Source organism: Paraburkholderia sp. CHISQ3 (assembly GCF_030464945.1).
Taxonomy (GTDB): Bacteria; Pseudomonadota; Gammaproteobacteria; order Burkholderiales; family Burkholderiaceae; genus Paraburkholderia; species Paraburkholderia megapolitana.
Window position 1 is genome coordinate 81,513 of sequence record NZ_JALPRG010000018.1, and the last position, 25,471, is coordinate 106,983.

Annotated in this window: 21 protein-coding genes and 3 riboswitches; of the genes, 11 read left to right on the forward strand and 10 right to left on the reverse strand. The window is 65.1% G+C overall.

The features are described from left to right. The first annotated feature begins 276 nt into the window (after positions 1-276). Together M0D65_RS31625 and M0D65_RS31630 are read left to right on the forward strand one after the other, a co-directional pair. On the forward strand, positions 277-492 hold the full coding sequence (locus M0D65_RS31625; protein WP_091006135.1) for a DUF3311 domain-containing protein: 216 nt from the start codon (positions 277-279) through the stop codon (positions 490-492). Then, on the forward strand, positions 489-1,970 hold the full coding sequence (locus tag M0D65_RS31630) for a sodium:solute symporter (protein WP_266255984.1): 1,482 nt from the start codon (positions 489-491) through the stop codon (positions 1,968-1,970). The genes M0D65_RS31625 and M0D65_RS31630 overlap by 4 nt, the downstream gene beginning before the upstream one ends. 113 nt (positions 1,971-2,083) lie before the next feature. Here M0D65_RS31630 and cobM read toward each other — a convergent pair whose 3' ends face one another. The 3 genes from cobM to cbiE all read right to left on the reverse strand — a co-directional run bounded on the left by cobM (position 2,084) and on the right by cbiE (position 4,916). Then, a complete protein-coding gene (gene cobM / locus M0D65_RS31635; protein ID WP_266255985.1) occupies positions 2,084-2,827 on the reverse strand; it encodes a precorrin-4 C(11)-methyltransferase in 744 nt (247 codons plus the stop codon). Between the two features lie 92 nt (positions 2,828-2,919). After that, a complete protein-coding gene (locus tag M0D65_RS31640) occupies positions 2,920-3,660 on the reverse strand; it encodes a cobalt-precorrin-6A reductase (protein WP_266255986.1) in 741 nt (246 codons plus the stop codon). After that, complete coding sequence (cbiE, locus tag M0D65_RS31645; protein ID WP_266256027.1) at positions 3,657-4,916, reverse strand: precorrin-6y C5,15-methyltransferase (decarboxylating) subunit CbiE; 1,260 nt, start codon at positions 4,914-4,916, stop codon at positions 3,657-3,659. Before cbiE ends, M0D65_RS31640 begins: the two co-directional genes overlap by 4 nt. Before the next feature lie 84 nt (positions 4,917-5,000). Then, a riboswitch (cobalamin riboswitch) is annotated at positions 5,001-5,178 on the forward strand. Between the two features lie 88 nt (positions 5,179-5,266). Between cbiE and cobG the strand changes: the two genes are divergently transcribed. From cobG to cobJ, 4 genes are read left to right on the forward strand one after another with little or no spacing between them, the layout of a single operon-like run. Then, positions 5,267-6,682 carry a precorrin-3B synthase gene (cobG, locus tag M0D65_RS31650; RefSeq protein ID WP_266255987.1) on the forward strand — a complete coding sequence of 472 codons (1,416 nt, stop codon included), beginning with the start codon at positions 5,267-5,269 and terminating at the stop codon, positions 6,680-6,682. Then, entirely contained in the window at positions 6,675-7,301 is a 627-nt protein-coding gene (locus M0D65_RS31655; RefSeq protein WP_266255988.1) for a precorrin-8X methylmutase, read from the forward strand. The genes cobG and M0D65_RS31655 overlap by 8 nt, the downstream gene beginning before the upstream one ends. Further along, positions 7,302-8,033: a precorrin-2 C(20)-methyltransferase gene (locus tag M0D65_RS31660; RefSeq protein WP_266255989.1), complete on the forward strand. Its 732-nt coding sequence runs from the start codon at positions 7,302-7,304 to the stop codon at positions 8,031-8,033. After that, the gene (gene cobJ, locus M0D65_RS31665) at positions 8,030-9,763 is read left to right on the forward strand and encodes a precorrin-3B C(17)-methyltransferase (RefSeq protein WP_266255990.1); all 1,734 of its coding nucleotides are present in this window, start codon (positions 8,030-8,032) and stop codon (positions 9,761-9,763) included. The genes M0D65_RS31660 and cobJ overlap by 4 nt, the downstream gene beginning before the upstream one ends. Before the next feature lie 24 nt (positions 9,764-9,787). Here the strand turns inward: cobJ and M0D65_RS31670 are convergent, their stop codons facing one another. Beyond that, positions 9,788-10,582 carry an alpha/beta fold hydrolase gene (locus M0D65_RS31670; protein ID WP_266255991.1) on the reverse strand — a complete coding sequence of 265 codons (795 nt, stop codon included), beginning with the start codon at positions 10,580-10,582 and terminating at the stop codon, positions 9,788-9,790. 111 nt (positions 10,583-10,693) lie between these two features. On the opposite strand from M0D65_RS31670, the gene M0D65_RS31675 reads away from it, so the two are divergent. Next, positions 10,694-11,608 carry a LysR family transcriptional regulator gene (locus tag M0D65_RS31675; protein WP_266255992.1) on the forward strand — a complete coding sequence of 305 codons (915 nt, stop codon included), beginning with the start codon at positions 10,694-10,696 and terminating at the stop codon, positions 11,606-11,608. Positions 11,609-11,622: 14 nt separating this feature from the next. On the opposite strand, the gene M0D65_RS31680 is transcribed toward M0D65_RS31675, so the two are convergent. The 4 genes from M0D65_RS31680 to cobW are packed head-to-tail and all read right to left on the reverse strand — an operon-like array spanning position 11,623 to position 18,310. After that, complete coding sequence (locus M0D65_RS31680; protein ID WP_266255993.1) at positions 11,623-12,252, reverse strand: magnesium chelatase; 630 nt, start codon at positions 12,250-12,252, stop codon at positions 11,623-11,625. Positions 12,253-12,299: 47 nt separating this feature from the next. Beyond that, positions 12,300-13,361, reverse strand: a complete 1,062-nt coding sequence (locus M0D65_RS31685) for an ATP-binding protein (protein ID WP_266255994.1) — start codon at positions 13,359-13,361, stop codon at positions 12,300-12,302. After that, complete coding sequence (gene cobN / locus M0D65_RS31690; protein WP_266255995.1) at positions 13,358-17,200, reverse strand: cobaltochelatase subunit CobN; 3,843 nt, start codon at positions 17,198-17,200, stop codon at positions 13,358-13,360. Before cobN ends, M0D65_RS31685 begins: the two co-directional genes overlap by 4 nt. 6 nt (positions 17,201-17,206) lie before the next feature. Continuing rightward, positions 17,207-18,310: a cobalamin biosynthesis protein CobW gene (cobW, locus tag M0D65_RS31695; protein ID WP_266255996.1), complete on the reverse strand. Its 1,104-nt coding sequence runs from the start codon at positions 18,308-18,310 to the stop codon at positions 17,207-17,209. Between the two features lie 224 nt (positions 18,311-18,534). Then, positions 18,535-18,803: riboswitch (cobalamin riboswitch) on the reverse strand. 47 nt (positions 18,804-18,850) lie between these two features. Further along, a riboswitch (cobalamin riboswitch) is annotated at positions 18,851-19,075 on the forward strand. Between the two features lie 132 nt (positions 19,076-19,207). On the opposite strand from cobW, the gene M0D65_RS31700 reads away from it, so the two are divergent. Genes M0D65_RS31700 through bluB form a run of 4 tightly spaced genes read left to right on the forward strand, consistent with a single transcriptional unit; the run spans position 19,208 to position 22,198 of the window. After that, positions 19,208-19,633: a cobalamin biosynthesis protein gene (locus M0D65_RS31700; protein WP_266255997.1), complete on the forward strand. Its 426-nt coding sequence runs from the start codon at positions 19,208-19,210 to the stop codon at positions 19,631-19,633. Beyond that, the gene (gene cobO / locus M0D65_RS31705) at positions 19,630-20,232 is read left to right on the forward strand and encodes a cob(I)yrinic acid a,c-diamide adenosyltransferase (protein ID WP_266255998.1); all 603 of its coding nucleotides are present in this window, start codon (positions 19,630-19,632) and stop codon (positions 20,230-20,232) included. The genes M0D65_RS31700 and cobO overlap by 4 nt, the downstream gene beginning before the upstream one ends. 3 nt (positions 20,233-20,235) lie before the next feature. Continuing rightward, a complete protein-coding gene (locus tag M0D65_RS31710) occupies positions 20,236-21,555 on the forward strand; it encodes a cobyrinate a,c-diamide synthase (RefSeq protein WP_266255999.1) in 1,320 nt (439 codons plus the stop codon). Then, positions 21,539-22,198 carry a 5,6-dimethylbenzimidazole synthase gene (gene bluB, locus M0D65_RS31715; protein WP_266256000.1) on the forward strand — a complete coding sequence of 220 codons (660 nt, stop codon included), beginning with the start codon at positions 21,539-21,541 and terminating at the stop codon, positions 22,196-22,198. Before M0D65_RS31710 ends, bluB begins: the two co-directional genes overlap by 17 nt. Positions 22,199-22,296: 98 nt before the next feature. Here bluB and M0D65_RS31720 read toward each other — a convergent pair whose 3' ends face one another. Continuing rightward, complete coding sequence (locus M0D65_RS31720) at positions 22,297-22,923, reverse strand: DUF4136 domain-containing protein (protein WP_266256001.1); 627 nt, start codon at positions 22,921-22,923, stop codon at positions 22,297-22,299. 58 nt (positions 22,924-22,981) lie between these two features. Then, complete coding sequence (locus M0D65_RS31725; RefSeq protein ID WP_266256002.1) at positions 22,982-25,450, reverse strand: CHASE2 domain-containing protein; 2,469 nt, start codon at positions 25,448-25,450, stop codon at positions 22,982-22,984. Between the last annotated feature and the right edge of the window lie 21 nt (positions 25,451-25,471).

Consider the following 25,471-nt stretch of genomic DNA (forward strand, 5'->3'; position numbering starts at 1 on the left):
TGCATCGTCGCTATCGTCGGGATGCCGGCCAGCCGTTTTTTCTTGCGTCGCAACATGCTGCTGCCCGATGCGACGCGCCGCTCAGTGTAACCGCAACGAATCGTCCGCAGCATGCCGCAACGCTCGCTATGGATGGTCACGGCCGACCGCACGACATCTTTCACCCGCCCTTCACATTTTTGACAACCTTTACGGCGCAGAACCATCCGGCATACAGTCGGGGCCGAAGCCCCGCCCGTCCATGCGACGCTCAACCCGGTTCCAGGAGTGGTCCCTATGTTCCTTCGCCTGCTCGCCGCGCTGCCGTTTATCGGCATCCTGCTCGGCGTTCCGTTCGTCAACCGCGTCGAGCCGCTGGTGTTCGGCATGCCGCTCGTGCTCGCCTGGATCGTGCTCTGGGTCGTGCTGAGCGCGGTCATCATGGCCATCGTCTACCGTTTCGATCCCGTCAACCGGCAAGCCGCCGACGCAGCCGCCGAGGTCCGCTCATGAGCAGCGCTCTCGTCATCATCGCGGCGGTCACGCTGTTCGCGCTGTATCTCGGCGTACGCGCCCGGCGCGGGCACGACATGAACCTCGAACAGTGGACCGTGGGCGGGCGCAGCTTCGGCACGGCCTTCGTGTTCCTGCTGATGGCCGGCGAGATCTACACGACCTTCACGTTCCTCGGCGGCAGTGGTTTCGCCTACGGCAAAGGCGCGCCGGTTTACTACATCCTCGCGTATGCCACGCTCGCGTACATCCTGTCGTACTGGATGCTGCCGCCCGTCTGGCGCTACGCAAAAGCAAACCGGCTCGTGTCGCAGCCGCATTTCTTCACGCGCAAATACGCGAGCCCGGCGCTCGGCGTGCTGGTGGCGCTCGTCGGGGTCGCTGCGCTGATTCCGTACCTGGTGCTCCAGCTAAAAGGGCTCGGCATCATCGTTGCGATTACATCGTATGGCGCGATTTCGTCGAGCGCCGCGGTATGGATCGGCGCGGTCGTCGTCACCGCCTACGTGATCGTCTCGGGCGTACGCGGCTCCGCATGGAATTCGGTGGTCAAGGACACACTGATCCTCGCGATCGTGCTGTTTCTCGGCATCTATCTGCCGATCCACTACTACGGCGGCCTCGGCGACATGTTCCATGCGATCGATACCGCGCGGCCCGGCTTCCTGAGCTTCCCTGCCAAAGGCTCGAGCGTGATCTGGTTCCAGTCGACCGTGCTGCTCACGGCACTCGGCTTCTTCATGTGGCCGCATACGTTCGGCTCGGTCTTCACCGCGAAAGACGAGCGCATCTTCCGCCGCAACGCAGCCGTCCTGCCGCTGTACCAGTTGATCCTGCTGTTCGTGTTCTTCGTCGGTTTCGCGGCGACGTTGAAAATACCGGGCCTGAAAGGCGGCGACATCGATCTGTCGCTGTTCCGCTTGACGATCCAGACCTTCGACCCGTGGTTCGTCGGCGTGGTCGGCGCGGCCGGCGTGCTGACCGCGCTGGTGCCGGGTTCGATGATCCTGACGACCGCGTCGACGCTGCTCGCCAACGACGTGTATCGCGGCGGTCTGCAGCGCAGTGCGTCCGACGCGACCGTCACGAAGATTGCGCGCGTGCTCGTGCCGGTCGTTGCACTGGTCGCGGTGGCGTTCACGCTGCACGGCGGCGAAACGATCGTCGCCCTGCTGCTAATGGGTTACAGCTTCGTCACGCAACTGTTCCCGGCGCTGATCTGCAGCCTCGCGCCGCGCAACCGCGCGACGAAGCAAGGTGCGTTCTGCGGGATCCTGGTCGGTGTCGCCGTGGTGGCGGTGACGACGCTAATGCACCTGAGCGTCGGCCAGTTGCTGCCGTTCCTGCCGGAGCCGCTGAAGGACATGAACATCGGCTTCATCGCGCTCGCGTTGAACATCATCGTGTTCGTCGTGGTGAGCGCGCTGACGCAGCCGCGCGTGCAGTCTGGGGAAACCGCTGCGCAGACGCGGGCGTAGTGAGCCGTTCGTCGTGAGTCGTTGGTAACTGAGCGCTGTTAGTGCAATGAGCCGCATGCCGTGAACACGGCGTGCGGCTCATTGCGCATCGCACCCGGAATTCACGCCCACACTCAACTCGCCGACCGTCCCGCATCCTTCGCATACAGCGTCGAGTCCGAAAACTTCTCCGCCGTCAGCACCCGGCCGACCAGGATCAGCGCCGTCCGCTCGATATCGGTTGCTTTCACCTTCGCGACGATATCGGCGAGCGTGCCTGACACGCGCTCTTCATCGGGCCAGCTCGCGCGATAGACCACGGCCACCGGACACGTCGCACCGTAGTGCGGCATCAGTTCGTCGACGATGTGCGCCAGATGCCGCACGCCGAGATGGATCGCCATCGTCGCGCGATGCCGCGCGAGGTCGCCCAGTTGTTCGCCGGGCGGCATGTTCGTCTTGCGCGCGAAGCGCGTCAGAATCACGGTCTGCGAGACGTCCGGCAGCGTCAGTTCGCAACCGAGCGTCGCAGCCACCGCCGCGACTGCGGTGACACCTGGCACGATCTCGTAAGGCACGCCCTGTTCACGCAGACGCCGGATCTGCTCGCCGATCGCGCCGTACAGCGACGGGTCGCCGGAATGTACGCGCGCAACGTCCTGGCCTTTGCGGTGTGCCTCGACCAGCAGCGCGACGATCGTGTCGAGATCGAGATCCGCGGTGTTCACGACGCGCTCCGCGGCGTGCCCGTCGAGCACGGCAGACGGCACCAGCGAGCCTGCATACAGAATCACCGGGCAGGTGCGCACGAGACGCTGCCCCTTTACGGTGATCAGTTCGGGATCGCCCGGCCCTGCGCCGATAAAAAACACCGTCATGCCACACTCCGTGATCAGAAAGAATGAATGAATGGGAAGCCGCGATGAGGCAGCGCTCGTCGAGCGCTGCTCGATGTCGCACGCACGTCGTATCAGGGTACGTTCCGCAGCGCGTGCAGCAGGTCGGCCGGATCGTCGAACTCGCGATCGGCCGCGGGCAACGTGGGGCGCCGCAGGATGATCACCGGCACGCTCCGTTCGCGTGCAACGTCGAGTTTTGCCGAGGTCGCACTGCCCCCGCTATTCTTGCTGATTACGACGTCGAATGCATGTCTGTCGAACAATGTGCGCTCGCCTTCGTGCGAAAACGGTCCGCGCGCATCGAGCACACGGGCGCGGGCATTGCCCGGATGCGCGTCGAGACAGCGGATGGTCCACTGCTGATGCGCGGGGATCGCGTCGAGATGGGCAAGCGGTTCGCGTCCCAGCGTGAAGAGCGGGCGCGCAAACGGCGCCAGCAGGCTCACGATGCCGTCCCAGTCGTCACACCAACGCCAGTCGTCGCCGGCCCGCAGCTGCCAGGCCGCGCGTCGCAGGGCCCAGTAAGGCAGGTTCGCCGAACGGCTCGCTGCCGCTGCATTGGCGCTGATCTGCGAGGCGTACGGATGGGTTGCATCGACCACCAGCCCGATCCGTTCGTCCAGCAGATAGCGCGTAAGCCCGACCGCGCCGCCGAAGCCGCCGGTGCGCACCGCACACGCGAGATCGTCGGGTACCTTGCCGAGGCCGGCGAGGCTGTAGACGTGCGGGCCATCGGATGTGCCGGTCGAAGGCAACGCACGCGCAATACGCAGCGCGTCGCCGGTACCGCCGAGTAGCAGGAGGCGTGTCATCGAGGCGGCGCGGTGCCGACAACCGCCGCGATAGTCGACGCGGGTGGTTCATCGAGCGGCTTGCGGCTATCGAGCAGCGTGACCGGCAACGCCGGCCGCCACGCATCGAAACCGCCAAGCGGCTGCACATGCGCGAGCGCGATACGCGTCAGCGTGCCGCCATGCGTGTCGCGCCACTCGACGAGCCTCGCCTCGCCCTGCACCGTCACTGCATTCGCGACCAGCCGGCCACCGGGCCGCAGGCGAGCCCAGCACGCATCGAGCACACCCGCCGTCGTCACCCCGCCGCCGATAAAAATCGCGTCCGGCGCAGGCAGCCCCTCTAGTGCGGCTGGCGCGCTACCCGCGACGAGTTGAAGGCCAGGCACGCCGAGCGCATTGCGATTGTGCGCGATGAAATTTTGCCGCTGCGAATCGGCCTCGATGGCGATCGCGCGGCACGATGGATGCGCGCGCATCCATTCGATCCCGATCGAACCCGCGCCCGCACCGACATCCCACAGCAGTTCGCCAGGCACGGGCGCAAGATGCGCAAGCGCCAGCGCACGGATGTCGCGCTTTGTCAGTTGACCGTCGTTGAGATAGGCGTCGTCGGGCAGACCTGGCGTGAGCGGCCATGTGGTTGCACCGACGCTTGCGCGGCATTCGAGTGCGACGAGATTCAGCGCCGCGACCTCGCCGGCCTGCCAGGCATCGGCTCGTGCATCGATACGGCGCTCGAGCGGACCGCCCAGCCGTTCGAGCACGATCATCCGCGTGGCACCGAAACCGCGTGCGTCGAGTAGCGCCGCAAGCGCCGCCGGGGATGCGCCGTCGCTGCTCAGCACCAGCAGACGCGCGCCGTCGTGCAGATGCGCATGCACCGCGGCAAGCGGCCGGCCGACCAGCGACAGCACCGTCACATCCTGCAACGGCCAGCCGACCCGCGCCGCGGCCAGCGACAGCGAAGACGGTGCGGGCAGCACACGCAGTTCGTCGGCGGGAAGCTCGCGTGCGAGCGTCGCGCCGACACCGAACAGCATCGGATCGCCGCTTGCCAGCACGCATACCGGCGTATGGCGATGTGCAAGCAACGGCGCGAGATCGAAGGGTCGCGGCCAGGACTCGCGACGTGCGCGCAAACGCGCGGGCAACATCGCGAGATGGCGCTCGCCGCCCACCACCACCGAAGCATCGAGCAGCGCGCGCCGCGCCGCGCGCCCCAGACCGGCGAAACCCTCTTCACCGATGCCCACCACCGTCAACCACGCAGGCATCCCGCCATCCTCATCGTCGTTCTCTCGCTTGCTCGCCATGGCACGCCGCATAAGGACTGCCCATCGTGGCGCTATGGAAAGAAGGCATAATACAGCCTCGCCGGTGCCCTTCGGGGCCGAACAGGGAACACAGCGACACTGTGGCTGCCCCCGCAACTGTATGCAGCGAGTCCGCGCTCCACACGCCACTGGTTTAACCGGGAAGGCCGGTGCGGACGACGACCTGCTAGCCAGGAGACCTGCCGGCCAGACTGTTCGCGCCAGCCATCATCGGGCGGGGTGTACCGATGCCGCGTTTGCCTCCTTGAGGTACAAACCGGGCCGTCGCGCGACGCCAACCCGGTAATCGCTTGAACCACGTTCCGTCCGCTGCTTTATCTATCGCTTCGTCTGGCGCGTCGCCTGCGTCGTCGGCACACCGCCGCGCGTCGGCGTGTCCGGCGCTCACGCGCATCGTCGCCGCGCGCGATGGCGGGCTGTGCCGGATCAGATTGCCCGGCGGCGTGCTGCACGCGCACGAAGCAGCGGCCATCGCCGAGGCCGCAACGCTGCATGCGTCGGGTGTGATCGAGTTGACCAATCGCGCGAATCTGCAGCTTCGCGGCGTGCGAGCGGGACACGAAGCCACACTGACCGCACGGCTTCTGCAAGCGGGCCTCGGGCCGCAGATGCCGGCCGACACCCCGCACACCATCGAGGCAATCGACGGCATCCGCAATCTGATGATCAGCCCGCTCGCCGGCCACGATCCGCAGGCGCTTTGCGACACCCGCACGCTGGCCGCGCAGATTCTCGCGCTGCTGCAAAGCGAGCCGCGTTTCGCGGCGCTGTCGCCGAAATTCGCGCTGCTGCTCGACGGCGGCGAACAGCTGATGGCGATCGATCATCCGCACGACATCTGGCTCGCTGTGATGCCAGCCGATTACGACGAGCCGCGCTTCGCGATCGGTTTCGCAGGATGCCCGTCGCTCGAAGCAGGCAGCGCGCTCGCTGCGGTTGCGCAAGCGGACGTGCCGGCGTTGCTCGATGCGTTGCTGCACACCTTTATCGATCTCGCCGGCGCCGACGACACGCGCATGCGCGACCTGCTCGTCGCCCACGATGCACACGTGTTGCTGCAACGTTCCGCCGATCGTGCCGGCATCGCCCTGCAACGCGGCGCGCAGATCGACGCGTGGCACCGCGCGCCTGTCGATCCAATGCTGCGGCTCGGCGCACACCCGCAACTCGATCCACAACGATGGTACGCGGGCGGTCAGCCGCTCGCCGGACGGATCGATGCCGCGACACTGCGCGAACTCGGCGCACTGTCCGCGCGACATGGCGACGGCTCGCTGCGCGTGACGCCGTGGCAAAGCGTACTGCTACCGAATCTCACTGCGAACTCTGTCGAAGCCGCGTTATCGGGCCTGCATGCGCTTGGCTTCGCGTGCGATCCAGCGCATCCGTATGCGGCAATCGTCGCGTGCGCCGGTTCGACCGGTTGTGCGAAGAGCGCCGCCGATACCAAAGCGGATGCTCAACGACTCGCTGCCCTACTAACCCACGATACTGCCGTTCATTTCACCGGTTGCACGCGCTCCTGCGCGGCCGCCCACTGCGCGCCGCATACGCTGCTCGCAGTCGCAGCCGGTCGCTACGACCTTTACCAGCTCACGGACACGTTCAGTGAAGGCCGCTTCGGTGTGCGCATCGCGCGCCACCTGACTATCGAACAAGCCGCCGCGCAACTGAACCGCCCAGCCCGGAACCCACCCGATGCATGACTACCTTCGCGACGGTCAACAGATCTACCGTCAGTCGTTCGCGACGATCCGTGCGGAAGCCAACCTGTCGCACATCCCCGCGGACCTCGAAAAACTCACCGTGCGTGTGATCCACGCATGCGGGATGACCGACATCGTCGACGACCTGCGTTTCTCGGCGAGCGCGGGTCACGCCGGACGTACGGCGCTCGCCGCCGGCGCCCCGATACTCTGCGATGCACGCATGGTTGCAGAAGGCATTACGCGCGCACGGTTGCCCGCGCGTAACCCCGTGCTTTGCACGTTGGGCGAACCTGCGGTGCCTGAACTGGCGCGACAACTCGGCAATACCCGTTCGGCGGCCGCACTCGAATTGTGGCGACCGCATCTGGCAGGCAGCATCGTCGTGATCGGCAACGCGCCGACCGCGCTGTTTCACCTGCTCGATATGCTCGACGCTGGTGCTCCGCGGCCCGCGCTGATTCTCGGCTTTCCAGTCGGCTTTGTCGGCGCCGCCGAATCGAAGGCGGCACTCGCCGCGCGCGGCAACGATGTGCCATGGGTGATCGTCGCGGGTCGCCGTGGCGGCAGCGCGATGGCCGCTGCCGCGGTCAACGCGCTCGCCTCGGAGGACGAATAAATGGCGCAGTCAGGACGTCTCTTCGGCATCGGCGTCGGTCCCGGCGACCCCGAACTATTGACGCTGAAAGCACTGCGTCTGCTGAAGGCCGCACCGGTGGTCGCGTACTTCGTTGCCAAGGGCAAGAAAGGCAACGCATACGGAATCGTCGAAGCGCATCTCGACGACACGCAACTGCATCTGCCGCTCGTCTATCCGGTCACGACCGAAGCGCTCGAGCCGCCACTGTCGTACGAAGCGATCATTGCGGACTTCTACGACACGGCGGCCGGTGTGATCGCCGCGCATCTGCAGTCGGGGCGCGACGTGGCGGTGATCTGCGAAGGCGATCCGTTCTTTTATGGCTCGTATATGTATCTGCACGACCGGCTCGCCGCGCGCTTCGATACCGAAGTCGTGCCCGGCGTCTGCTCGATGCTCGGCGGCGCGGCGGTGCTCGGCGCGCCGCTCGTCTATCGCAACCAGTCGCTGGCAGTGCTGTCCGGTGTGTTGCCCGAACACGAGTTGCGGCGACGACTCGCGGATGCGGACGCGGCTGTCGTCATGAAGCTCGGTCGTAATTTCGACAAGGTGCGGCGCATTCTCGACGAACTCGGGCTCGCGCAGCGCGCGCTGTACGTCGAACGCGCGACGATGGCGAATCAGCGGATCGTGCCGCTCGCCGAGGTCGACCCGATGGCATCGCCGTATTTCTCGCTGCTCGTCGTGCCGGGGAAGAAATGGCAAGCATGACATCGCCGGCTATCGTGATACTCGGTGCGAGCGCCCTTGCGCTTGCGCGGCGCGTGCAGGCTCGTTATCCAGGCTCGCAGGTGCATGGCCTCGCGGAGCGTGTTGACGCCGACGTCCGCTACACCGAGCTCGGTGTGCATCTGCGCGAACTGTATGCACGCGGTACGCCGATCGTTGCGCTGTGCGCAGCCGGTATCGTGATCCGCTGTGTGGCGCCGCTGCTCGCGAACAAGGGCGTCGAACCGCCGGTGCTCGCGTTGGCGGAAGACGGGAGTGCCGTCGTGCCGTTGCTCGGCGGTCTCGCTGGCGTCAATGCAGTGGCGCGCGAAATAGCGACGATGCTCGACATCGCCCCGGCGATCACGACCAGCGGCGAATTGCGCTTCGGCACCTGCGTGTTGAATCCGCCGCCTGGCTACGCGCTTGCAGATCTTGCTCAGGGCAAGCGCTTCATCTCGGACCTGCTGGCGGGCGAGTCGACGCGTATCGAAGGCGATGCTTCGTGGCTCGACGATGCGTCGTTGCCGCTCGCGCAGTCGGCGCGTCTTGCGATCCGCGTGACACCTTTTATCACTGTCGGCGGGCCTGACGATCTGTTGATTCATCCGCGCAGCGTCGTTGCCGCAGTCGGTACAGCGAGCGATGTTGCAGCCGGCGCCACGATTGCGGAACACATCGTTAGTGCGCTTGAGGCACACAAGCTTGCCCGCTCGTCGCTCGCCATGCTGCTCGCACCGCTCGATCGAATCGGCGATGCTGCGTTTGCCGATGCTGCGCGCACGCTCGATGTGCCGCTGCGATTCGCTGAACCCGGTACTAGCGGATCAACTGACGAAAGCGAAGAAATACATCATCGCCTGCTCGCCACAGCGCTGCCGGTTCCGCACGACGTGCTGCACCGCTCCGGTTCGCCGATCGCGCTGGCGGTCGCCGCCGCACCGGTCGACACCGCCCGCATCGGTCAGGCACGCGGCCGGCTCACTGTCATCGGCATTGGTCCAGGTTGTGCCGAACTGATGGTGCCCGCGGCCCGCGATGCACTCGCCGAAGCGACCGACATCCTCGGTTACGCAACCTACGTGAAAATGGCCGGCCCGTTCCGCGACGATCAGCAGGTGCATCGCAGCGACAATCGCGAGGAACTGCAGCGCGCACGCCACGCGTTCGAACTGGCGAGCGCGGGCCGCGCAGCCGTCGTCGTTTCGTCCGGCGACCCGGGCGTGTTTGCAATGGCCGCCGCGGTCCTCGAAGCGCTCGAAACTTCCGGTAACCCACGCTGGGCAGCGGTCGAACTCGACATCGTGCCCGGCGTATCGGCAGCGATGGCGACCGCCGCGCAGGCGGGTGCGCCGCTCGGTCACGACTTCTGCATGCTGTCGCTATCGGACAACCTGAAGCCGTGGTCGATCATCGAGGCACGTCTGCGGCACGCGGCCGAGGCCGACCTCGTGATGGCGTTCTATAACCCGATCTCGCATGCGCGCCCCTGGCAACTCGACCGCGCGCTCGATATCGTGCGTGCCTATCGCGCGCCCACTACACGTGTGGTGCTTGGGCGCGATATCGGCAGACCGGGCGGTGCGCTCACTACCACCACGCTCGGGAAATTGCGTGCATCGGACGTGGATATGCGCACGATGGTGATTGTCGGATCGTCGACGACACGTGGTTTTGCTCGCGATGGCGAACGCGAGTGGGTCTACACGCCGCGCTGGTACGGCCAACCGTAGCGGCTCGATCGCATCAGCCAGTAATCACCGTGCCTCAAGCGCCGCGACGAATCGCCCGACGATCTGCGCAAGCTCCGCCGGTGCCTCGAGTGGCAACAGGTGTCCGGCCCCCGGCACGATATGCATGACCGCTTGCGGAATGCGGGGCAGCAGTTCTGTCTCCAGCGTAGCGATGCGATCCACCTGATCGAGTTCGCCGGAAACGACAATGGTCGGTATATCGATTGACGCCACCGCTGCGGTAATGTCTTCGCGCATGGCCACGTTCGGCCACGCCGCCTTCGCCTGCGGCGCGCCTTTGAGACTGTCCTCGATGATCTGCTCGCGATACGCGGCATCAAGTTTCTTTGCGGTGAGAACGTGATCGATGACGAATTCGATCGACTCGCGTGATCCATACGCGCCGGCTAACGTCGCGCGTTGCTCTTCGGAGAGAAGCATCGGTGATGGTGGCGACGGTGCAACCAGCACGAGGCCTTCGAGCCCACCTGGCCGGCGGGATGCGATGAGCTGCGCGACCTTGCCACCCATCGAATGACCGACGAGTACATAGCGCTGTAAGCCCAACGTCTCAATGACGCCTTCGGTGTCGGCGGCGAGATCGGCGATACGGTAACCGTCGGCGGGTGCGCCGGAATCGCCCCAGCCCCGATGATCGGTGGCAACGATCCGATATCGGTCCGACAACTCACCGGCTACTGCATCCCACGTGCGCGATGAGCCGCCGTAATAATGCAGAAACACCAGCGCTACCTCCCCCGCCACCTCGCTGCCTTGCTGCGCCACATGAATCCGTGTGCCGTTCGTTTCGATGTCCACTTGAGTCCTCCATCCCGGTTAAGTGCCGCTATCGTAGATTCGAGTCTCGTGTTTGATAATTGCCAGCTTGATAGCGACAGTCGACAATCCAGTTATCGAATAGGAGGGGCAATGGACCGACTGACCAGTCTTGGCGTGTTCGTCGCCGCGGTGGAGGAAGGCAGCCTTGCTGCGGCCGCGCGGCGTTTCGGGCTATCGCCGGCGATGGCCGGCAAACATGTGGACGCAATCGAAGCTCAACTGAATGCGCGGCTGCTCCAACGAACCACGCGGCGCCTGAGTCTGACCGATGCGGGCCAGACGTACTACGAACGCAGCAAGCAGATTCTCGAAGCGTTCGACGACGCCAACCGGGAAGCGAGCGATTCGCAAAGTACGGCGCGCGGCGTTCTGCGCGTCGCCGCACCGGTCACGTTCGGCTCGATGCATTTAGGCAAAGTGACGGCGCGCTATCTCGAGGACCATCCGCAGGTGAACATGGAGGTGGTGCTCGGCGACCGCTATGTCGACCTGCTCGATGCCGGTATCGACGTGGCGATCCGGATTGGGCGGCTACGCGATCCAGCACTCGTTACACGCCGGATTGCGCCGTGTCGAATGGTCGTATGTGCGGCACCTGCCTATCTCGAGCGACATGGAACGCCGCGCACACCGCGTGACCTGCGCGATGCGCCACGGCTCGCCTTCAGCGAGGCCGTGTCCGCCGGAGACTGGACGTTGTTCGATTCGAAGAACCGCGCGCATGTCGTCGACGGACCTGCCCGGATCGCCGCTAACAACACGCAGATGCTTCTGTCCGTCGCGCTAGCCGGCACCGGCATCGTGTACGGTCCGACCTTCGTCTTTGGCGAGCATCTTCGGCGCGGCGAGCTTGTGGCGCTACTGCCGGCGTACCGCGCCACCGAGTTAGTGATCCAGGCGGTTTATCCGGGCGCGCGACGCATACCGCTTAAAGTGCGCCGGTTCGTCGATTACCTTACCGAAGCGTTCGGCGATGAACCGCCCTGGGACTCGAGCCCTGAATAAGCCGGGCCGAAACCTCAGCGCTCTATCAAATCTTCGGGCACGCAATGTAGCGCACCCCAGGCATGCGCGAGCTGCGCGCATCGCCCGAGCTTCACTCCCGCGTGTTCGAAATCGACGAACACGATCCGGTCTGCGGCGGCGGGCCGCACCGGCCAGTCGCGACTGCGGCCATCGGACAACACCCACAGCCAGCGCTGCTGCGCAGGCTTGCGGCGCGCCGCGCGTTCGAGCAGATGCGCCGCGCGCCGCACACCGAGTGCGAGCGGTGTGCCTCCCGCGCCGCCGATCGGCATCAGCCAGCGCTCGTTCCACCAGCGCGGCACCGCGGGCCCGAACCGTAAATCTGCACGTGTGCCACCGAAACAGATCAGCGCCGCTTCCGCACGTTCGCGTGCGGCGCGGTTGAATAGCGCGACCAGTAGACCCTTCGCAAGCGCAAGTTGCGCACCGGCAAGCATCGAAGCGGAGCAATCGAGCGCGAAGCAATGCAGTTCGCCGCTTCGCGATGCTTCGCGCACGAAGCGCAGATGGTCGGCGCGCAGCGGCGCGTGACGTTTCGCCGCGAGCGTGGCGGGCCATGCGATGCGTGTGCCGGGTGCGCCGTCGACAGTACGGGTACGCGTGCGGCTGCGGGTGCCTTGCAACCACCGGAAACCGCTGGGCTGATCAGCGGCGGCACCGTTCCGGTGGCTTAGCGTTTTTTTGCGGCGAGCGGAACGACGGTTTTGACGTTCGCAATGCCGGCCGGCTGCGGCGGCAGATAGCCCCAGTCGCTAGCCGATCCATCGGGTTTTGCCTGCGATCGATTGCGTTGATCGCTTTCCGTCTGCTGATCAGCGCTTGCGTTCGTTGTTTCTTGCGCTTCTTGCTCTGACGTGCCGGCCTCTGCCGACGCATCGTCCGCATGCCGTCGATGCAACAACACCGAGGCTGCGACCCGCTCGACATGCGCCACGGTCACCGCATCGGCACCGTCGAGCGCTGCCAGCGCGCGCGCAGCGCGCAGCATCACGAGATCGGCGCGCAAACCATCGACGGCCGCCTCGATACAGAGTCGGCTTACCAGCGCATGTACGGCATCGTCGAAGGACAGTGCGGATAACGCGGCACGCGCCGCGCGAATCCGTTGCACGACATCTAACTGCTGCGTTGCGTAAGCACGGCGAAAACCCTGCGGATCGAGATCGAAGGCGAGTCTCGCCTTGACGATGCGCTGCCGCACGGCCGGATCGAAACAGTTCTCCAGCTCCACCATCAGGCCGAAACGATCGAGCAGTTGTGGTCGCAACTCGCCCTCTTCCGGATTCATCGTGCCCACCAGCACGAAACGCGCATCGTGGCTGTGCGATACGCCATCGCGTTCGACGGTGTTCACACCGCTCGCAGCGGCATCGAGTAGCGCGTCGACGAGCGTATCGGGCAACAGGTTGATTTCGTCGACATACAGCACGCCTCGATGCGCCTGGCCGAGCAACCCCGGTGAAAATTTCACGGCACCATCGCGCAACACCGCGTCGAGATCGAGTGTGCCGATCAAACGCTCTTCGCTCGCGCCGAGCGGCAGTGTCACGAACTGGCCTTCGGGCAGCAGTTCGGCAAGCGCGCGCGCAGCGGTCGACTTCGCCGTGCCGCGCGGCCCGCTGACCAGCACGCCGCCGATGCCGGGGTCGACGGCTGCGATCAGCAGCGCCTGTTGCAGCGGCTGTTGATCGATCAACGCGGTGAACGGAAAGGCAGGCAGTGACCCATTCATGACCGTATTCCTTCGATATGTTGCTCGCTCGCCAGCAGATGATCTTCAAGCTGCGCGCGATACGCACCGGGCTGTTGCCACAGTCCGCGCTGCATCGCTTCGAGCAACCGCTCGCAGATCGCATGCAGTGCGTGCGGATTGTGCTTTTCAAGAAACGCGCGCGTGTTGGCGTCGTTCAGGTATGCATCGGCGACGAGCGCGTACTGATGATCAGCGACGACGCGCGCAGTCGCATCGTAGCCGTACAGATAGTCGACGGTCGCGGCGATTTCTGCCGCGCCCTTGTAGCCGTGCCGCTTTACACCGTCCAGCCACTTCGGGTTCACGACGCGCGAGCGGATCACACGCGCAATTTCCTCATGCAGCGTGCGCACGCGCGGCGCCGCCGGATTGCTGTGATCCGCGTGGTAGATATGTGGCTGCGCGCCGGCCAGATGCCGCACGGCCGCGGCCATGCCGCCCTGGAACTGGTAGTAGTCGTTCGAATCGAGCACGTCGTGTTCGCGGTTGTCCTGGTTCTGCAGCACGACGTCGAGCGTGGCGAGCCGCGTGCCGAAGGCGTCGTGCGCTGCGTCGCCGGCACTCTTCTGCGCATACGCGTAGCCACCCCACGCCTGGTATGTGTTCGCGAGATCCGCGTCGGTCTGCCATTGACGCGAGTCGATCATCTGCTGCAAGCCCGCACCATATGCGCCAGGACGCGAGCTGAACACACGCCAGCCGGCGCGCTGACGCGCCGTTGCTGGATCGAGCCCGCGCGCAATCCATGCGTCGCGCTCGGCCATCACGCGTGCGCGGATCGGGTTCAGTTCGGGTGGTTCGTCCAGTTCCGCCACGGCCTGCACCGCGGCGTCGAACAGATGCATCACGTTCGCGAACGCATCGCGGAAAAATCCCGACACGCGCAGCGTCACGTCGATGCGCGGCCGGTCGAACGCTTCGATCGGCATGATTTCGAAATCGGTCACGCGATGGCTGCCCGCTGCCCATTTCGGCCGCACGCCGATCAGCGCCATGGCCTGGGCGATGTCGTCGCCGCCGGTGCGCATCGTCGCTGTGCCCCATACGGAGAGACCGATTGCGCGTGGATAGTCGCCGTGTTCCTGCAGATGTCGTTCGATCAGTTGCTGCGCGGACTTGAGCCCGAGCGACCACGCGGCCTGGGTCGGCACTGCGCGCGTGTCGACCGAGTAGAAGTTGCGGCCGGTGGGTAGCACATCGGGGCGGCCGCGCGACGGCGAACCGCTCGGGCCGGGTGGCACGAAGCGGCCTTCAAGGCCGCGCCGCAGGTGACGCATTTCCTGTTCGCCGCATGCGTCGAGGTTCGGTAGCACGCTGTTGCGCAAGCGCGTGAGGACGCGCTCGGCATGGGGTAATTCGGCCGGTGCCGGTAGCCACGGTGGTACGGCTGCGTGTGCGTCTACACCAACACCCGCGCCGTCGCACAACACCGCTAACAACGCAGCCGCCAGCCCCTCAAGCCGCTCACGCGCATCGCCGTTATGCCGCCACGGCGCATCGCTGACCCGCTCAAGCAGCGCGGGACGCGGCCCGCTCCACGGTGCGGACCAGTCCGCCGACAGCGGATCGAACAGATGATCGATCTGCAGGTCGCGCGCAAGCGCATCGATCAAACCAGCATTCGCACCCTGCCCATCGCCGACCGGAAAGCGCCCAAGCGCGAGCAGCGTATCGCGGCGTTGCACACCTTCCGGCGATTGCCCGAACGTATGCAGACCATCGCGAATCTGCGCTTCCTTCAACTCGCACAGCCACGCATCGACGCGCGTCAGCACTGCGTCTTCGGCATCCTGCCCGACCGGCTCGGCGAGGCTCAGTTCCCCGTGCAACCGATGCTCGACGATGGTCGCAAGTATCGTGCGTCGCAGCAGCTTTGCGCGCCGCGCATCGACCATCAGCGCATCGTAGTACTCGTCGACCTGCCGTTCGAGATCCTGCAGCGGTCCATAGTTTTCCGCGCGCGTGAGCGGCGGCATCAGATGATCGATGATGACCGCCTGCGCACGCCGCTTCGCCTGGCTACCCTCGCCCGGATCGTTGACGATGAACGGATACAGATGCGGCAACGGCCCAAGCACGAGGTCGGGCCAGCACGTATCGCTCAGCGCGACGCTCTTGCCCGGCAACCATTCGAGGTTGCCGTGCTTGCCGACGTGCACGACCGCATCGATGCCGAAATGTGCGCGCAGCCAGACATAGAACGCGAGATACGCATGCGGCGGTACGAGGTCCGCATCGTGATAGCTCGCGTAGTCGCCTTCGCCGCGCGAGCGCGACGGCTGGATACCGACGAACACATTCCCGCAGCGCCAGCCGGCGATCATGAAGCGCCCACGACGTAACGTCGGGTCGCTTTCCGGCGGTCCCCAGCGAGCGTTCAACGCATGGCGCACTTCCTCGGGCAATTGCGTGAAATAGGCGAGATAGTCGGCGAGCGCGAGACTTTGCAACGCGGGTCGCAGATCGCGCACGGCCGGATCGTTGGTAACGCCCTGCGTGAGCCGTTGCATCAACCCGGCGCCATCGACTGGCAGGTCGCTCACGCGATAGCCTTCGTCGCGAAGCATCGCGAGAATGCCGACCACCGACGCCGGCGTGTCGAGACCGACACCGTTGCCGATGCGTCCTTCGCTCTGCGGGTAATTGGCGAGAATCAGCGCGAGTCGTTTCTCGTCGTTACGCAACTGACGCAGCCGGCACCAGCGTCGACTCAATTCGGCGACGAACGCAACGCGCTCCGCATCCGGCTGATAACGCACCACATCCACTTCGGTATGCGCACAGCGATACGCGAGCCCCTTGAAACTGATCGCGCGCGTAATGATCCGCCCATCCACTTCAGGCAGCGCAACGTGCATTGCGATGTCGCGCGAATTGAGTCCCTGGTTGTCCTTCACCCAGTCGTCGCGGTTGCCGCCGCTCAGGATTACCTGCATTACCGGCGCGTCGCCGGCTAGCGCGAGCGGTTCGGGATCGTCGATTGCGCTAGCGGCGAACGCGGTTGTGTTCAGCACCAGCGCAACGTTGTGGCGCTCGCACAGTTGTTGGACCACGTCGCGGCTCACTGCATCTTTCAGCGAAGTGAGCGCGATGGGTAGTGGATTCATTTGACGTGCTTCGAGCTCTTCGATCAATGCGTCGAAAACCGCCGTGTTGGCCGCCTGCAGATGCGCGCGATAGAACAGGATCGCGACGACCGGCGCTTTATCTGCTACAGCGTGAGTTTGCCAGCGCGTTTGCCACGCTTCGATAGTCGGCTGGTCGTGCTGCGGGTGATACAGGGCGGCAGCGGGTAGCGGTCGCGGCAACGCGGGCTCACTTCCCCAACCGAACGCCTGCCACGCTATGCAGCGCAGAAATGCCTCGGCATTCTGCGGACCGCCTTCGCGCAGATAGCGCCATAGCCGCTCGCACAGCGCGGCATCGGCGGTACTTTTGGCGACGAGGTTCGGGTCTTCCTGGAGATCGCCTGAAAACATCGCCAGCAACTGCCCACGTCGCCCAGCAAGCGCGACCACCTGTTCGATGCCGTACGGCCAGTAGGCTTCACCGCCCAGATGGTCGACCACGATGACGCGCGCATGTTGCAGCACGTCGTCGACATAGAAGTCGACCGACGCGGGTTGGCGCAGATAAGTCACGTTGGCGAGCCGCACGCTCGGGAAGTCTGGACCGAGCCGCGTGACGACGCTCGCGAGCAGCGACAGCGTGGTATCGGCCGAGCTGAGTACCACGATGTCCGCAGGCTGCTGATCGATCCGGACGACACCGGCCGTGTCGTCGACGAAGCCACCCGGCGTGGTACGCAGCAGATGCATAGCGCGTCAGGCCCGCTGTGCTTCGGCGTGTACCGCGGGGTTCAATGCGGCATCGAATGCGCGTTGCAGCGCGGCCTGGTCGAGATCTTCGCCGATCAGCACGAAGCGGCTCTTCTGCGGCTCGTCCGCTTGTTCGTCCGCTCTCCAGCGCCGATCGAAGTAACTGTCGAAGCGCCGTCCCACACCCTGCACGACGAGCCGCATCGGCGCGCCCGGCAATGCCGCGAAACCCTTCACACGATAGATCGTGTGCGTCTCGACGAGCTGCTGCAACGCGGCGATCGTCGCCTCGCGCGATAGCGCTGTACATTCCACCACCACCGAATCGAAGTCGTCGTGATGATGATCGGGATCGTCGGCAGAACCGTGGTGATCGTGCCGTAAATGAATCGTGGTTTCCGACGCCGCCTCGAGCCCGAGCAATGCGTGCAGGTCGAGCTGACCGTTCTGCGCGCGGACGATCTTCACCTGCGGCGGAATCTCCTCACGGACCAGCGCTTCGACAGCGGCCTGCTGCGCGTCGTCGAGCAGGTCGGTCTTGTTGAGGATCACGAGATCGGCGGAAGCGAGCTGGTCTTCGAACAGTTCGTGCAGCGGCGATTCATGATCGAGATTCGGATCGGCCTTGCGCTGCGCATCGACGGCGACCGGATTGTCTGCGAACTGGCCGCTCGCGGCAGCGGGTCCATCAACCACCGTGACGACGGCGTCTACCGTGAAGCTGTTCTTGATCGTCGGCCAGTTGAACGCCTGCACGAGTGGCTTCGGCAACGCGAGTCCCGAGGTTTCGATCAGCACATGATCGATCTGCTCGCGCCGTTCGAGAAGCTGCTCCATGACCGGGAAAAATTCTTCCTGCACGGTACAGCACAGACATCCGTTCGCGAGTTCGTAGACCTGTCCCGCCGTTTCGCGGCCGTCCTCATCGCAGCCGATACCGCAGCCCTTGAGAATCTCGCCGTCGATGCCGAGTTCGCCGAACTCGTTGACGATCACCGCGATGCGCAGGCCGCCGGCATGTTGAAGAATATGTCGCAGCAAGGTCGTCTTGCCGCTGCCGAGAAAGCCCGTGACGATCGTGGCGGGAATCTTGCGCATCTGTGTCTGCATCGCTGCTCCGTGGTGGCGGTGAGGGATTCGCCGACAACCCGCGTGTGTCCACGCCACCGGAGGGCTCCGCCACGTGCTTCGCGATACGTCGTTCAACTGCTCGTCCATACGACAGAACGCCGCCGTGACAGGCCAGTAGAAGACGAAACGCGGGGACGATGACGCGGAGTACGGCGCGAATGGAAACACAAGGAAATCGTGGACGACACGCCGCATCCCCGCGGCGCGAACCCATTTTGTCTGGCCGGTATCCGGGCTAACGAATGAACCGCTTCACCTTCCCACGCGACGCTCATGTCGCGCAGTGGTCGATTGCATGCGGGGTTGATGTGCATGCAGCGAAGCCGGTCTTGCAGCGCTTGCGCGCTGCTTTCGCTTACCGTTGCGGGGGCAGCACAGGTTGGTCCGTTCCGCGGTGGGAGGACGCCCTGTTTCCCGTTTAACTGCGTGCGCGGGAGGCGCGCACGCGAGCACCAGAGTGCGTGCGAGTGTAGGCCGCCGGCCTTGCTGCGTCAAGGAAGGCACCGTGTTGCGCTGTGATATCGTATGCGCTCGTTTGGTGCCCGCACGCGCGCTCGCGTGTGCAGTTAAACGGGAAACAGAAAGCGCGCATTGCGCTCAACCTGTGCTGTCCCCGCAACGGTAAACGGCCCGCGGCCTTCGAGCCGCACATGTCGTTCGAAGCCACTGTCCGCCGCGTGCGGATGGGAAGGCAACGACATGAGGCCGCCAGCCCGGATACCGGCCAGACGAGGGGGCGAACGTCATCGTCGAACTCGACGATGACGACGCCGAACGCCGGGTCTGCGGGGGACAGACACACGGCGCCCAGGTAATAAGCGATCGCTACTGCGACGTCGGTCTGCCGACACGCATCGCCACATCCGAAATCCACCCATGACGAAGACCCTGATCGCCGGCATCGGCTGTCGACGCAATGTGTCGGCCGATCAGATCGATGCCGCGCTGCGTGCCGCGCTCGGTACGCGCTCGCTCGCCGAGATCCGGGAAATCGCTACTGTCGATACCAAAGCGAACGAACCCGGCCTGCTCGAGTTCTGCGCCCGTCATGCGTTGCCACTGCGTCTTTTCACATCCACGCAGATCGCGGCTGTACTGCTCGCGCCGCCTGCACGTTCGGCGGCCGCGCGAGTGCATCTGGGCATTGATGGTGTGTGCGAACCGTGCGCGCGACTCGCGGCACCTCACGGTTATCTGATCGTCGGCAAGACGGTGCACGACGGCGTCACCGTCGCACTCGTTGCCGATCCACTCGTTCACTCCACTCTCTCCGCTTCCACTGAACAGGACCTCGACCGATGAAAACCGATCCCGAATCGCATCAACGCATGACGCAACGGCGTCGCGAAGGACACGAAAAGAAGCAGGCTACGGCCACCGTCGAAAAAGGCCTGCTGATCGTCAACACAGGCAACGGCAAGGGCAAGAGTACGGCAGCGTTCGGCATGGCCGTGCGCATACTCGGTCATGGCATGCGGCTTGGCGTCGTGCAGTTCATCAAAGGTGCACTACATACGTCGGAGCGCGATTTTCTCGGCGCCCAGGCGCACTGCGATTTCGTCACGATGGGCGACGGTTATACATGGAACACGCAGGACCGCGACGCCGACATCGCCACCGCGCGCAAAGGCTGGGACGAGGCGCGCCGCATGATCGACAGTGGCGACTACCAGATGGTGATCCTCGACGAACTCAACACGGTGCTGAAATACGAATACCTGCCACTCGACGAAGTACTTGCGGTGTTAAACGCCCGGCCCGCCGCGCTGCACGTCGTCGTGACCGGCCGCCACGCACCCGATGCGCTGATCGAAGCCGCCGATCTCGTCACCGAAATGCGCCTCGTCAAACATCCGTATCGCGAGCAGCACGTGAAGGCACAACGCGGCGTGGAGTTCTGAGCGATGCCGGCGTGTCCCGCGTTGTTCATCAGTGCGCCTGCATCGGGTCAGGGCAAGACGACGGTCACGGCAGGGCTCGCTCGTTACCATCGGCGGCTTGGACGGCGCGTGCGGGTCTTCAAGACCGGCCCCGACTTTCTCGACCCGACCATCCTCGAGCGTGCAAGCGGCGCACCGGTCGAATCGCTCGACCTGTGGATGGTCGGTGAGGACGCATGTCGCCGCCTGCTCGCCGAGGCTGCGGCGCAGGCGGATCTGATCCTGATCGAAGGGGTGATGGGTCTCTTCGACGGCACACCGAGCAGCGCCGATCTCGCCGCAACGTTCGGCGTGCCGGTCGTCGCGGTCATTTCGGCGAAAGCGATGGCGCAGACATTTGGCGCGATCGCCTTTGGGCTTGCGAAATTCCGGCCACAAGTCCCGTTTCATGGCGTGTTCGCCAATCGCGTGGGCTCGGCGCGCCATGCGCAGTTGCTGCAGGAAGCCTTGCCGCGGGACATCGCGTGGACCGGTCACATGGCAAGCGAAGCCGCCATCGAACTCCCCGACCGGCACCTGGGCCTACGGCACGCCGACGAAATCGACGATCTCGATGCTCGACTCGACCGCGTAGCAGATGCACTCGCCGCAACCGCGCTCGCCACCCTGCCGCCCACCGTCGAGTTCGCCCCCGCATCCGCTGCGCATGGAAGCACTGCGCTGCCGCGCCTGCTCGACGGAATGCGGATTGCCGTCGCACGCGATGCCGCGTTCTCCTTCATCTATCCGGCGAATCTCGCGCTGCTCGAAACGCTCGGCGCAACGCTCGCGTTCTTCTCGCCGCTCGCCGACGAAGCCGTGCCAACCGATGCTCACGCGCTCTATCTGCCAGGTGGTTACCCGGAGCTACACGCCGCCACGCTCGCGCGCAGCACGCGCACGGCAGCCTCGCTTCACGCACATGCAGCAGCGAAAAAAACCATCGTCGCGGAATGTGGCGGTATGCTGTACCTGCTCGACAGCCTGACGGACAGCGACGGCACGCAGACACCGATGCTCGGACTGCTACCCGGCCGCGCAACGATGCAGGCGCGGCTCGCGGCGCTCGGCATGCAACAACTGGACGGGCGACACGGCACACTGAGAGGCCATACGTTTCACTACACGCAGATGACCACCCCGCTCGACCCCGTACTGACCGCCACCCGGCCGCACGCCATGGGGCCGGCCGCGGGCGGCGAGTCCGTATACCGCTGGGGTTCGATCGTCGCGACCTATATGCACGGCTACTGGCCGTCCAATCCGGCTTTCACGGCCGCCCTGTTCCATGGCGAAACCCTTTGACGACAGCGAGCGCGCGGCGGTCTATCGCGCGATCTACGAACGGCGCGACATGCGTCATTTCGTGCGCGATCCGATCGATCCGCCCACCCTGCAACGTCTGCTCGACGCCGCACACCACGCGCCGAGCGTCGGCTACATGCAGCCCTGGCGCATCACGCGCATTACCGATGGCGCACTACGTCACGCGCTGCATGCGACCGTCGAGCGCGAACGCCTGAAAACCGCCGATGCGCTCGGCAAGCGGCGCGACGAGTTCATGAAGCTGAAAGTCGAGGGCATGCTCGATTGCGCCGAGCTGCTGGTCGTCGGTTTGATGGACGGTCGCGAGAAGCATGTGTTCGGACGACGCACGCTACCGGAGATGGATCTCGCATCGGTGGCATGTGCGATCCAGAACATGTGGCTCGCCGCACGCGCGGAAGGACTGGGGCTGGGCTGGGTGTCGATCTTCGACGTCGACGAAGTCGCCGCGCTGCTGCATATGCCCGCCGGCGCGCGGCCGGTGGCGATCCTGTGCGTCGGCCATGTCGCGCAGTTCTACGACGAACCGATGCTCGAAAAAGAAGGCTGGGCGACGCGCATGCCGCTCACGGGCTGTGTGTTCGAGAACGGCTGGCCTGAAAGCGAACCGTCGTCGAGCTAGGGCGCGCTCACGTCAATAATGGGTTTGCGCCGATCGCGACGCGACGGTGCGACGGCGCGTGGTCCTCACCCGACGAAAACCACTCGCACGAATAGGCTTCAGGGCTCGACCGGTTTAACCGAGACGACGTCCGGTACGCTAGCCTCGTCCTTCGCTTGCAGCTTCACCTGCCAGTCCGTATGCCCCGAGTACGGAAACTGCGCGAGTGCGCTCTTCACCAGGTAAGGAATTGCGTGCAGCGGGTCCGCGTCGTGATCGCGGCTCGTCGCGCTGACCTTGTAAGCCTCCTCGCCGGAAGCACGCTCAAGGAAGCGCAGCGTCAGCGTATGGCGATACGCGCGACGGCCGAAAAAGGACACGGAGGTTTCGCCGGGGCTGCGGCAGTTTGCGGTGGCGGCGCTCGCCACCGCCGCGCAGTCGCCTGCTGCGAAACCGACCGTTGCGGGTCGCGTCTCATAGGCCAGCGAAAGCAGATAGCGCGTATGGGCATCGTTTGCGGCGCTGAAGCCATACTTTGCGAGCTCGCTCTGCACGAGTGCCTCGTACTGCGCATAGGCCGGATTCGAATCCTGCGACGGCAGACGCGTCACCGCATAGGTCTTGCCTTGCAGCGGAGCAGCCGGCGCCGACGCATGCACGTCGGTCTTCACGCCGGCGCATCCCGCGAGCGCCACCGCGAAGCTTGCCGCAGCGAGCGTGGTGCGGATCGACCTCAGTTTCATCATGTTCGTGCTCCGATAAGAGTGCGGTCCGCGTGTGTGTCCGTATCCGTGTCCGTGTTCATCAGTCCACCTCGAATGGCTGCGCGTCGGTCTCGTCGAGTGCCGGCAGCGACACGGTGAACGCCGTGCCCTTACCGGGCTCGCTGTCGACGTGGACGTCGCCGCCATGCCGCGTCACCACGGTCTTGACGAACGCCATGCCGAGCCCGGCGCCGCCCACTTCGGGCCGCTCCGACTCGTGAAAACGCCGGAAACGTTCGAACAGCTTCGCCTGCTGCTCGGTTGGAATGCCGTAGCCCTCGTCCCGAATCGTACATTGCACATGGGCCGGCGTGCCCTCGACGCGCTCAATCGTACAGACGATGCGCGTATCGGGCGGGCTATATTTGACCGCGTTGTTCAGGATGTTGACGAGCGCACGCGTGATCAGCGAGCGGTCCGCGCAGATCCAGTAGGTGTCGTCTACGGCAGTTGCTTCGGCGTCGCCGGCATCGCTTGCGTCTGTTTCTGCGTCAGGCAGCGGTGTTTCGAGGCGAATCTGCTTCGCATGGGCCTGCGGCCAGACCTCGTCGCTCGCATCGATCAGCAGTTCGGCGAAATTAACCGGCTCCAGCACATAGGTCTGCGATTCCGCGCGGGCCAGTTGCACGAAATCGTCGGCCAGCGTCAGCGCACGCTGCGCATAACGCTCGATCCGTTCGAGCAGTTCCTGCATGCGGCCCGATTCGATACGCGAGCGCTCGATCTCGACCAGCGCGAGAATCGACGCCTGCGGCGAGCGCATGTCGTGCGACAACAGCCGCAAAGCATCTTCGCGATGCCGCTCGGCCTCATGCAACGCGGTCACATCGACGAGACCCGCGATCCACCCGGTCGCCTCGCCCTGTGCATTCGCGCACTTTGCATAGCGCAGCAGATGATCGCGCGCGTCGCGATCCTGCACTTCGATGCCGCGCTCCATCAACGCCGCGAACTCGGAGCGCGCCGGGTCGAGCAGCGCGGGCCAGTGCGTGCGTGCAAAACCGTCGCCATCCGCGTTCTCATCGATCGACTTCACGTACGTCAGGTCACCGAACACCTCGCGGATCGGCTTGCCTTCCGGCGTCGGCGCACCGAGCCGCGCGAAGTGCGCCTTCGCCGCCTGGTTCGCAATCAGCACCACACCCTGAACATCGCTCACGAGAATCGGTTCAGGTACGCTGTCGAGGCTGTCCCACACGAAGCGCTTCATGTCCTGCACGCGCTGCGCCGCCTGCGCCATCAGCGCCATGTGTTTTTCGAGCGCATCGCCGCCGAAGTCGGCACGCTGGCGCGGCGCGCCTGGCAACAGGTACGGTTCGTCGGCAAGACGCTGCAGTTCCTTGCGCAGATACGACATCGTCATTTCGAGGCGGCGCCAGTTCCAGATCGGATAGACCGCGATCAATCCGACGATCGCCGGCATCGGCGACATCCAGATCCGCGCACCGTATAGCAGCGCAGCGCTGCCCGCGGCCATCGCCGCGCACAAACCCGCCGTAAGCAGCAGCGAGCGCCACGGCGACAACACGAGGAAACCGGCCAGCAACACTGCGAGCGGTAGCAGCGAGACGATGAAGACCTGCCAGCCCTGAGTCGGCTCGATCGTGCGGCCGGTAAGCAGCGCGTCGAGCACGTTCGCGTGAATGTAGACACCCGGCAGCAGACCGAGCTCGCCCGACACCGGCGTGGCAAACCGGTCGTAGAGGCCCGACGCGGTCGCACCGATCAGCACGATGTGCCCGCGCAGGACGTCGGGCGGCACCTCGCCGTTCAGCACGCTGGCAAACGACACCTTGCGATAGCTTTCGGCTAGCGGACTGAACGGGATGAGGAAGCGCGACTCGCTATTGCCGTCGAACTGCGGACCGGGCACATGCCACGCGGCACCCGAAGGCGACGCGAGCGGCACCTTGCCGGCGCCAATCGCGCGCCACAACGGCACGGTGAGTTGCGGCCAGTGCGAGCGCGCGTCGCCTTCGAACAGCGCGACACTACGCACGATTCCATCGCCGTCCACTTCGAGATTGATGTGACCGAGGCCCGCCGCAGCCTGCGCGAGCGGGTCGACCGGCTTGACGATATCGCGGTTGCCATCGGCGCCTTCCGGGCTCAGCAGCACCGGCAGGTAGGTCCGGTTAGCAGCGATTGCGCGGGCAAACGAACTATCGTCAGACGATGTTTCGGTGAAGAGCACGTCGTAGATGACCGCGGCCGGCTGCGCCTGCGCGAGCCGCGCCAGCAGTTGCGCGTGAACGTTACGCGACCACGGCCAGCGGCCAATTTGCGCGATGCTCGCATTGTCGATCTCGACCACGACCAGCTTGTCGAGTACCGGTACCGGATGAAAGGCCAGCAGGCGGTCGTAGACCAGATGGTCGACGCCGGTGGTGAGGCGCCCCAACGCGCCGAGCAGAATCACGATGAGGCCGAAGCAGCCGATGCCCGCCCACTCAAAAAGGAACCGGCGCCCGACTGGACGCCCGAGGCGCGCCCGCGGATCGAGACTCATGCGCGAGCCTCCCGTGCCGGC

What these genes read in the sequence shown, in the direction of transcription:
- M0D65_RS31625 (WP_091006135.1), top strand. Translation starts at nt 277, where the DNA reads ATGTTCCTTCGCCTGCTCGCCGCGCTGCCGTTTATCGGCATCCTGCTC.
- M0D65_RS31630 (WP_266255984.1), top strand. Translation starts at nt 489, where the DNA reads ATGAGCAGCGCTCTCGTCATCATCGCGGCGGTCACGCTGTTCGCGCTG.
- cobM (WP_266255985.1), bottom strand. Translation starts at nt 2,827, where the DNA reads ATGACGGTGTTTTTTATCGGCGCAGGGCCGGGCGATCCCGAACTGATC.
- M0D65_RS31640 (WP_266255986.1), bottom strand. Translation starts at nt 3,660, where the DNA reads ATGACACGCCTCCTGCTACTCGGCGGTACCGGCGACGCGCTGCGTATT.
- cbiE (WP_266256027.1), bottom strand. Translation starts at nt 4,916, where the DNA reads ATGCCTGCGTGGTTGACGGTGGTGGGCATCGGTGAAGAGGGTTTCGCC.
- M0D65_RS31655 (WP_266255988.1), top strand. Translation starts at nt 6,675, where the DNA reads ATGCATGACTACCTTCGCGACGGTCAACAGATCTACCGTCAGTCGTTC.
- M0D65_RS31660 (WP_266255989.1), top strand. Translation starts at nt 7,302, where the DNA reads ATGGCGCAGTCAGGACGTCTCTTCGGCATCGGCGTCGGTCCCGGCGAC.
- cobJ (WP_266255990.1), top strand. Translation starts at nt 8,030, where the DNA reads ATGACATCGCCGGCTATCGTGATACTCGGTGCGAGCGCCCTTGCGCTT.
- M0D65_RS31675 (WP_266255992.1), top strand. Translation starts at nt 10,694, where the DNA reads ATGGACCGACTGACCAGTCTTGGCGTGTTCGTCGCCGCGGTGGAGGAA.
- M0D65_RS31685 (WP_266255994.1), bottom strand. Translation starts at nt 13,361, where the DNA reads ATGAATGGGTCACTGCCTGCCTTTCCGTTCACCGCGTTGATCGATCAA.
- cobN (WP_266255995.1), bottom strand. Translation starts at nt 17,200, where the DNA reads ATGCATCTGCTGCGTACCACGCCGGGTGGCTTCGTCGACGACACGGCC.
- cobW (WP_266255996.1), bottom strand. Translation starts at nt 18,310, where the DNA reads ATGCAGACACAGATGCGCAAGATTCCCGCCACGATCGTCACGGGCTTT.
- M0D65_RS31700 (WP_266255997.1), top strand. Translation starts at nt 19,208, where the DNA reads ATGACGAAGACCCTGATCGCCGGCATCGGCTGTCGACGCAATGTGTCG.
- cobO (WP_266255998.1), top strand. Translation starts at nt 19,630, where the DNA reads ATGAAAACCGATCCCGAATCGCATCAACGCATGACGCAACGGCGTCGC.
- M0D65_RS31710 (WP_266255999.1), top strand. Translation starts at nt 20,236, where the DNA reads ATGCCGGCGTGTCCCGCGTTGTTCATCAGTGCGCCTGCATCGGGTCAG.
- bluB (WP_266256000.1), top strand. Translation starts at nt 21,539, where the DNA reads ATGGCGAAACCCTTTGACGACAGCGAGCGCGCGGCGGTCTATCGCGCG.
- M0D65_RS31720 (WP_266256001.1), bottom strand. Translation starts at nt 22,923, where the DNA reads ATGATGAAACTGAGGTCGATCCGCACCACGCTCGCTGCGGCAAGCTTC.
- M0D65_RS31725 (WP_266256002.1), bottom strand. Translation starts at nt 25,450, where the DNA reads ATGAGTCTCGATCCGCGGGCGCGCCTCGGGCGTCCAGTCGGGCGCCGG.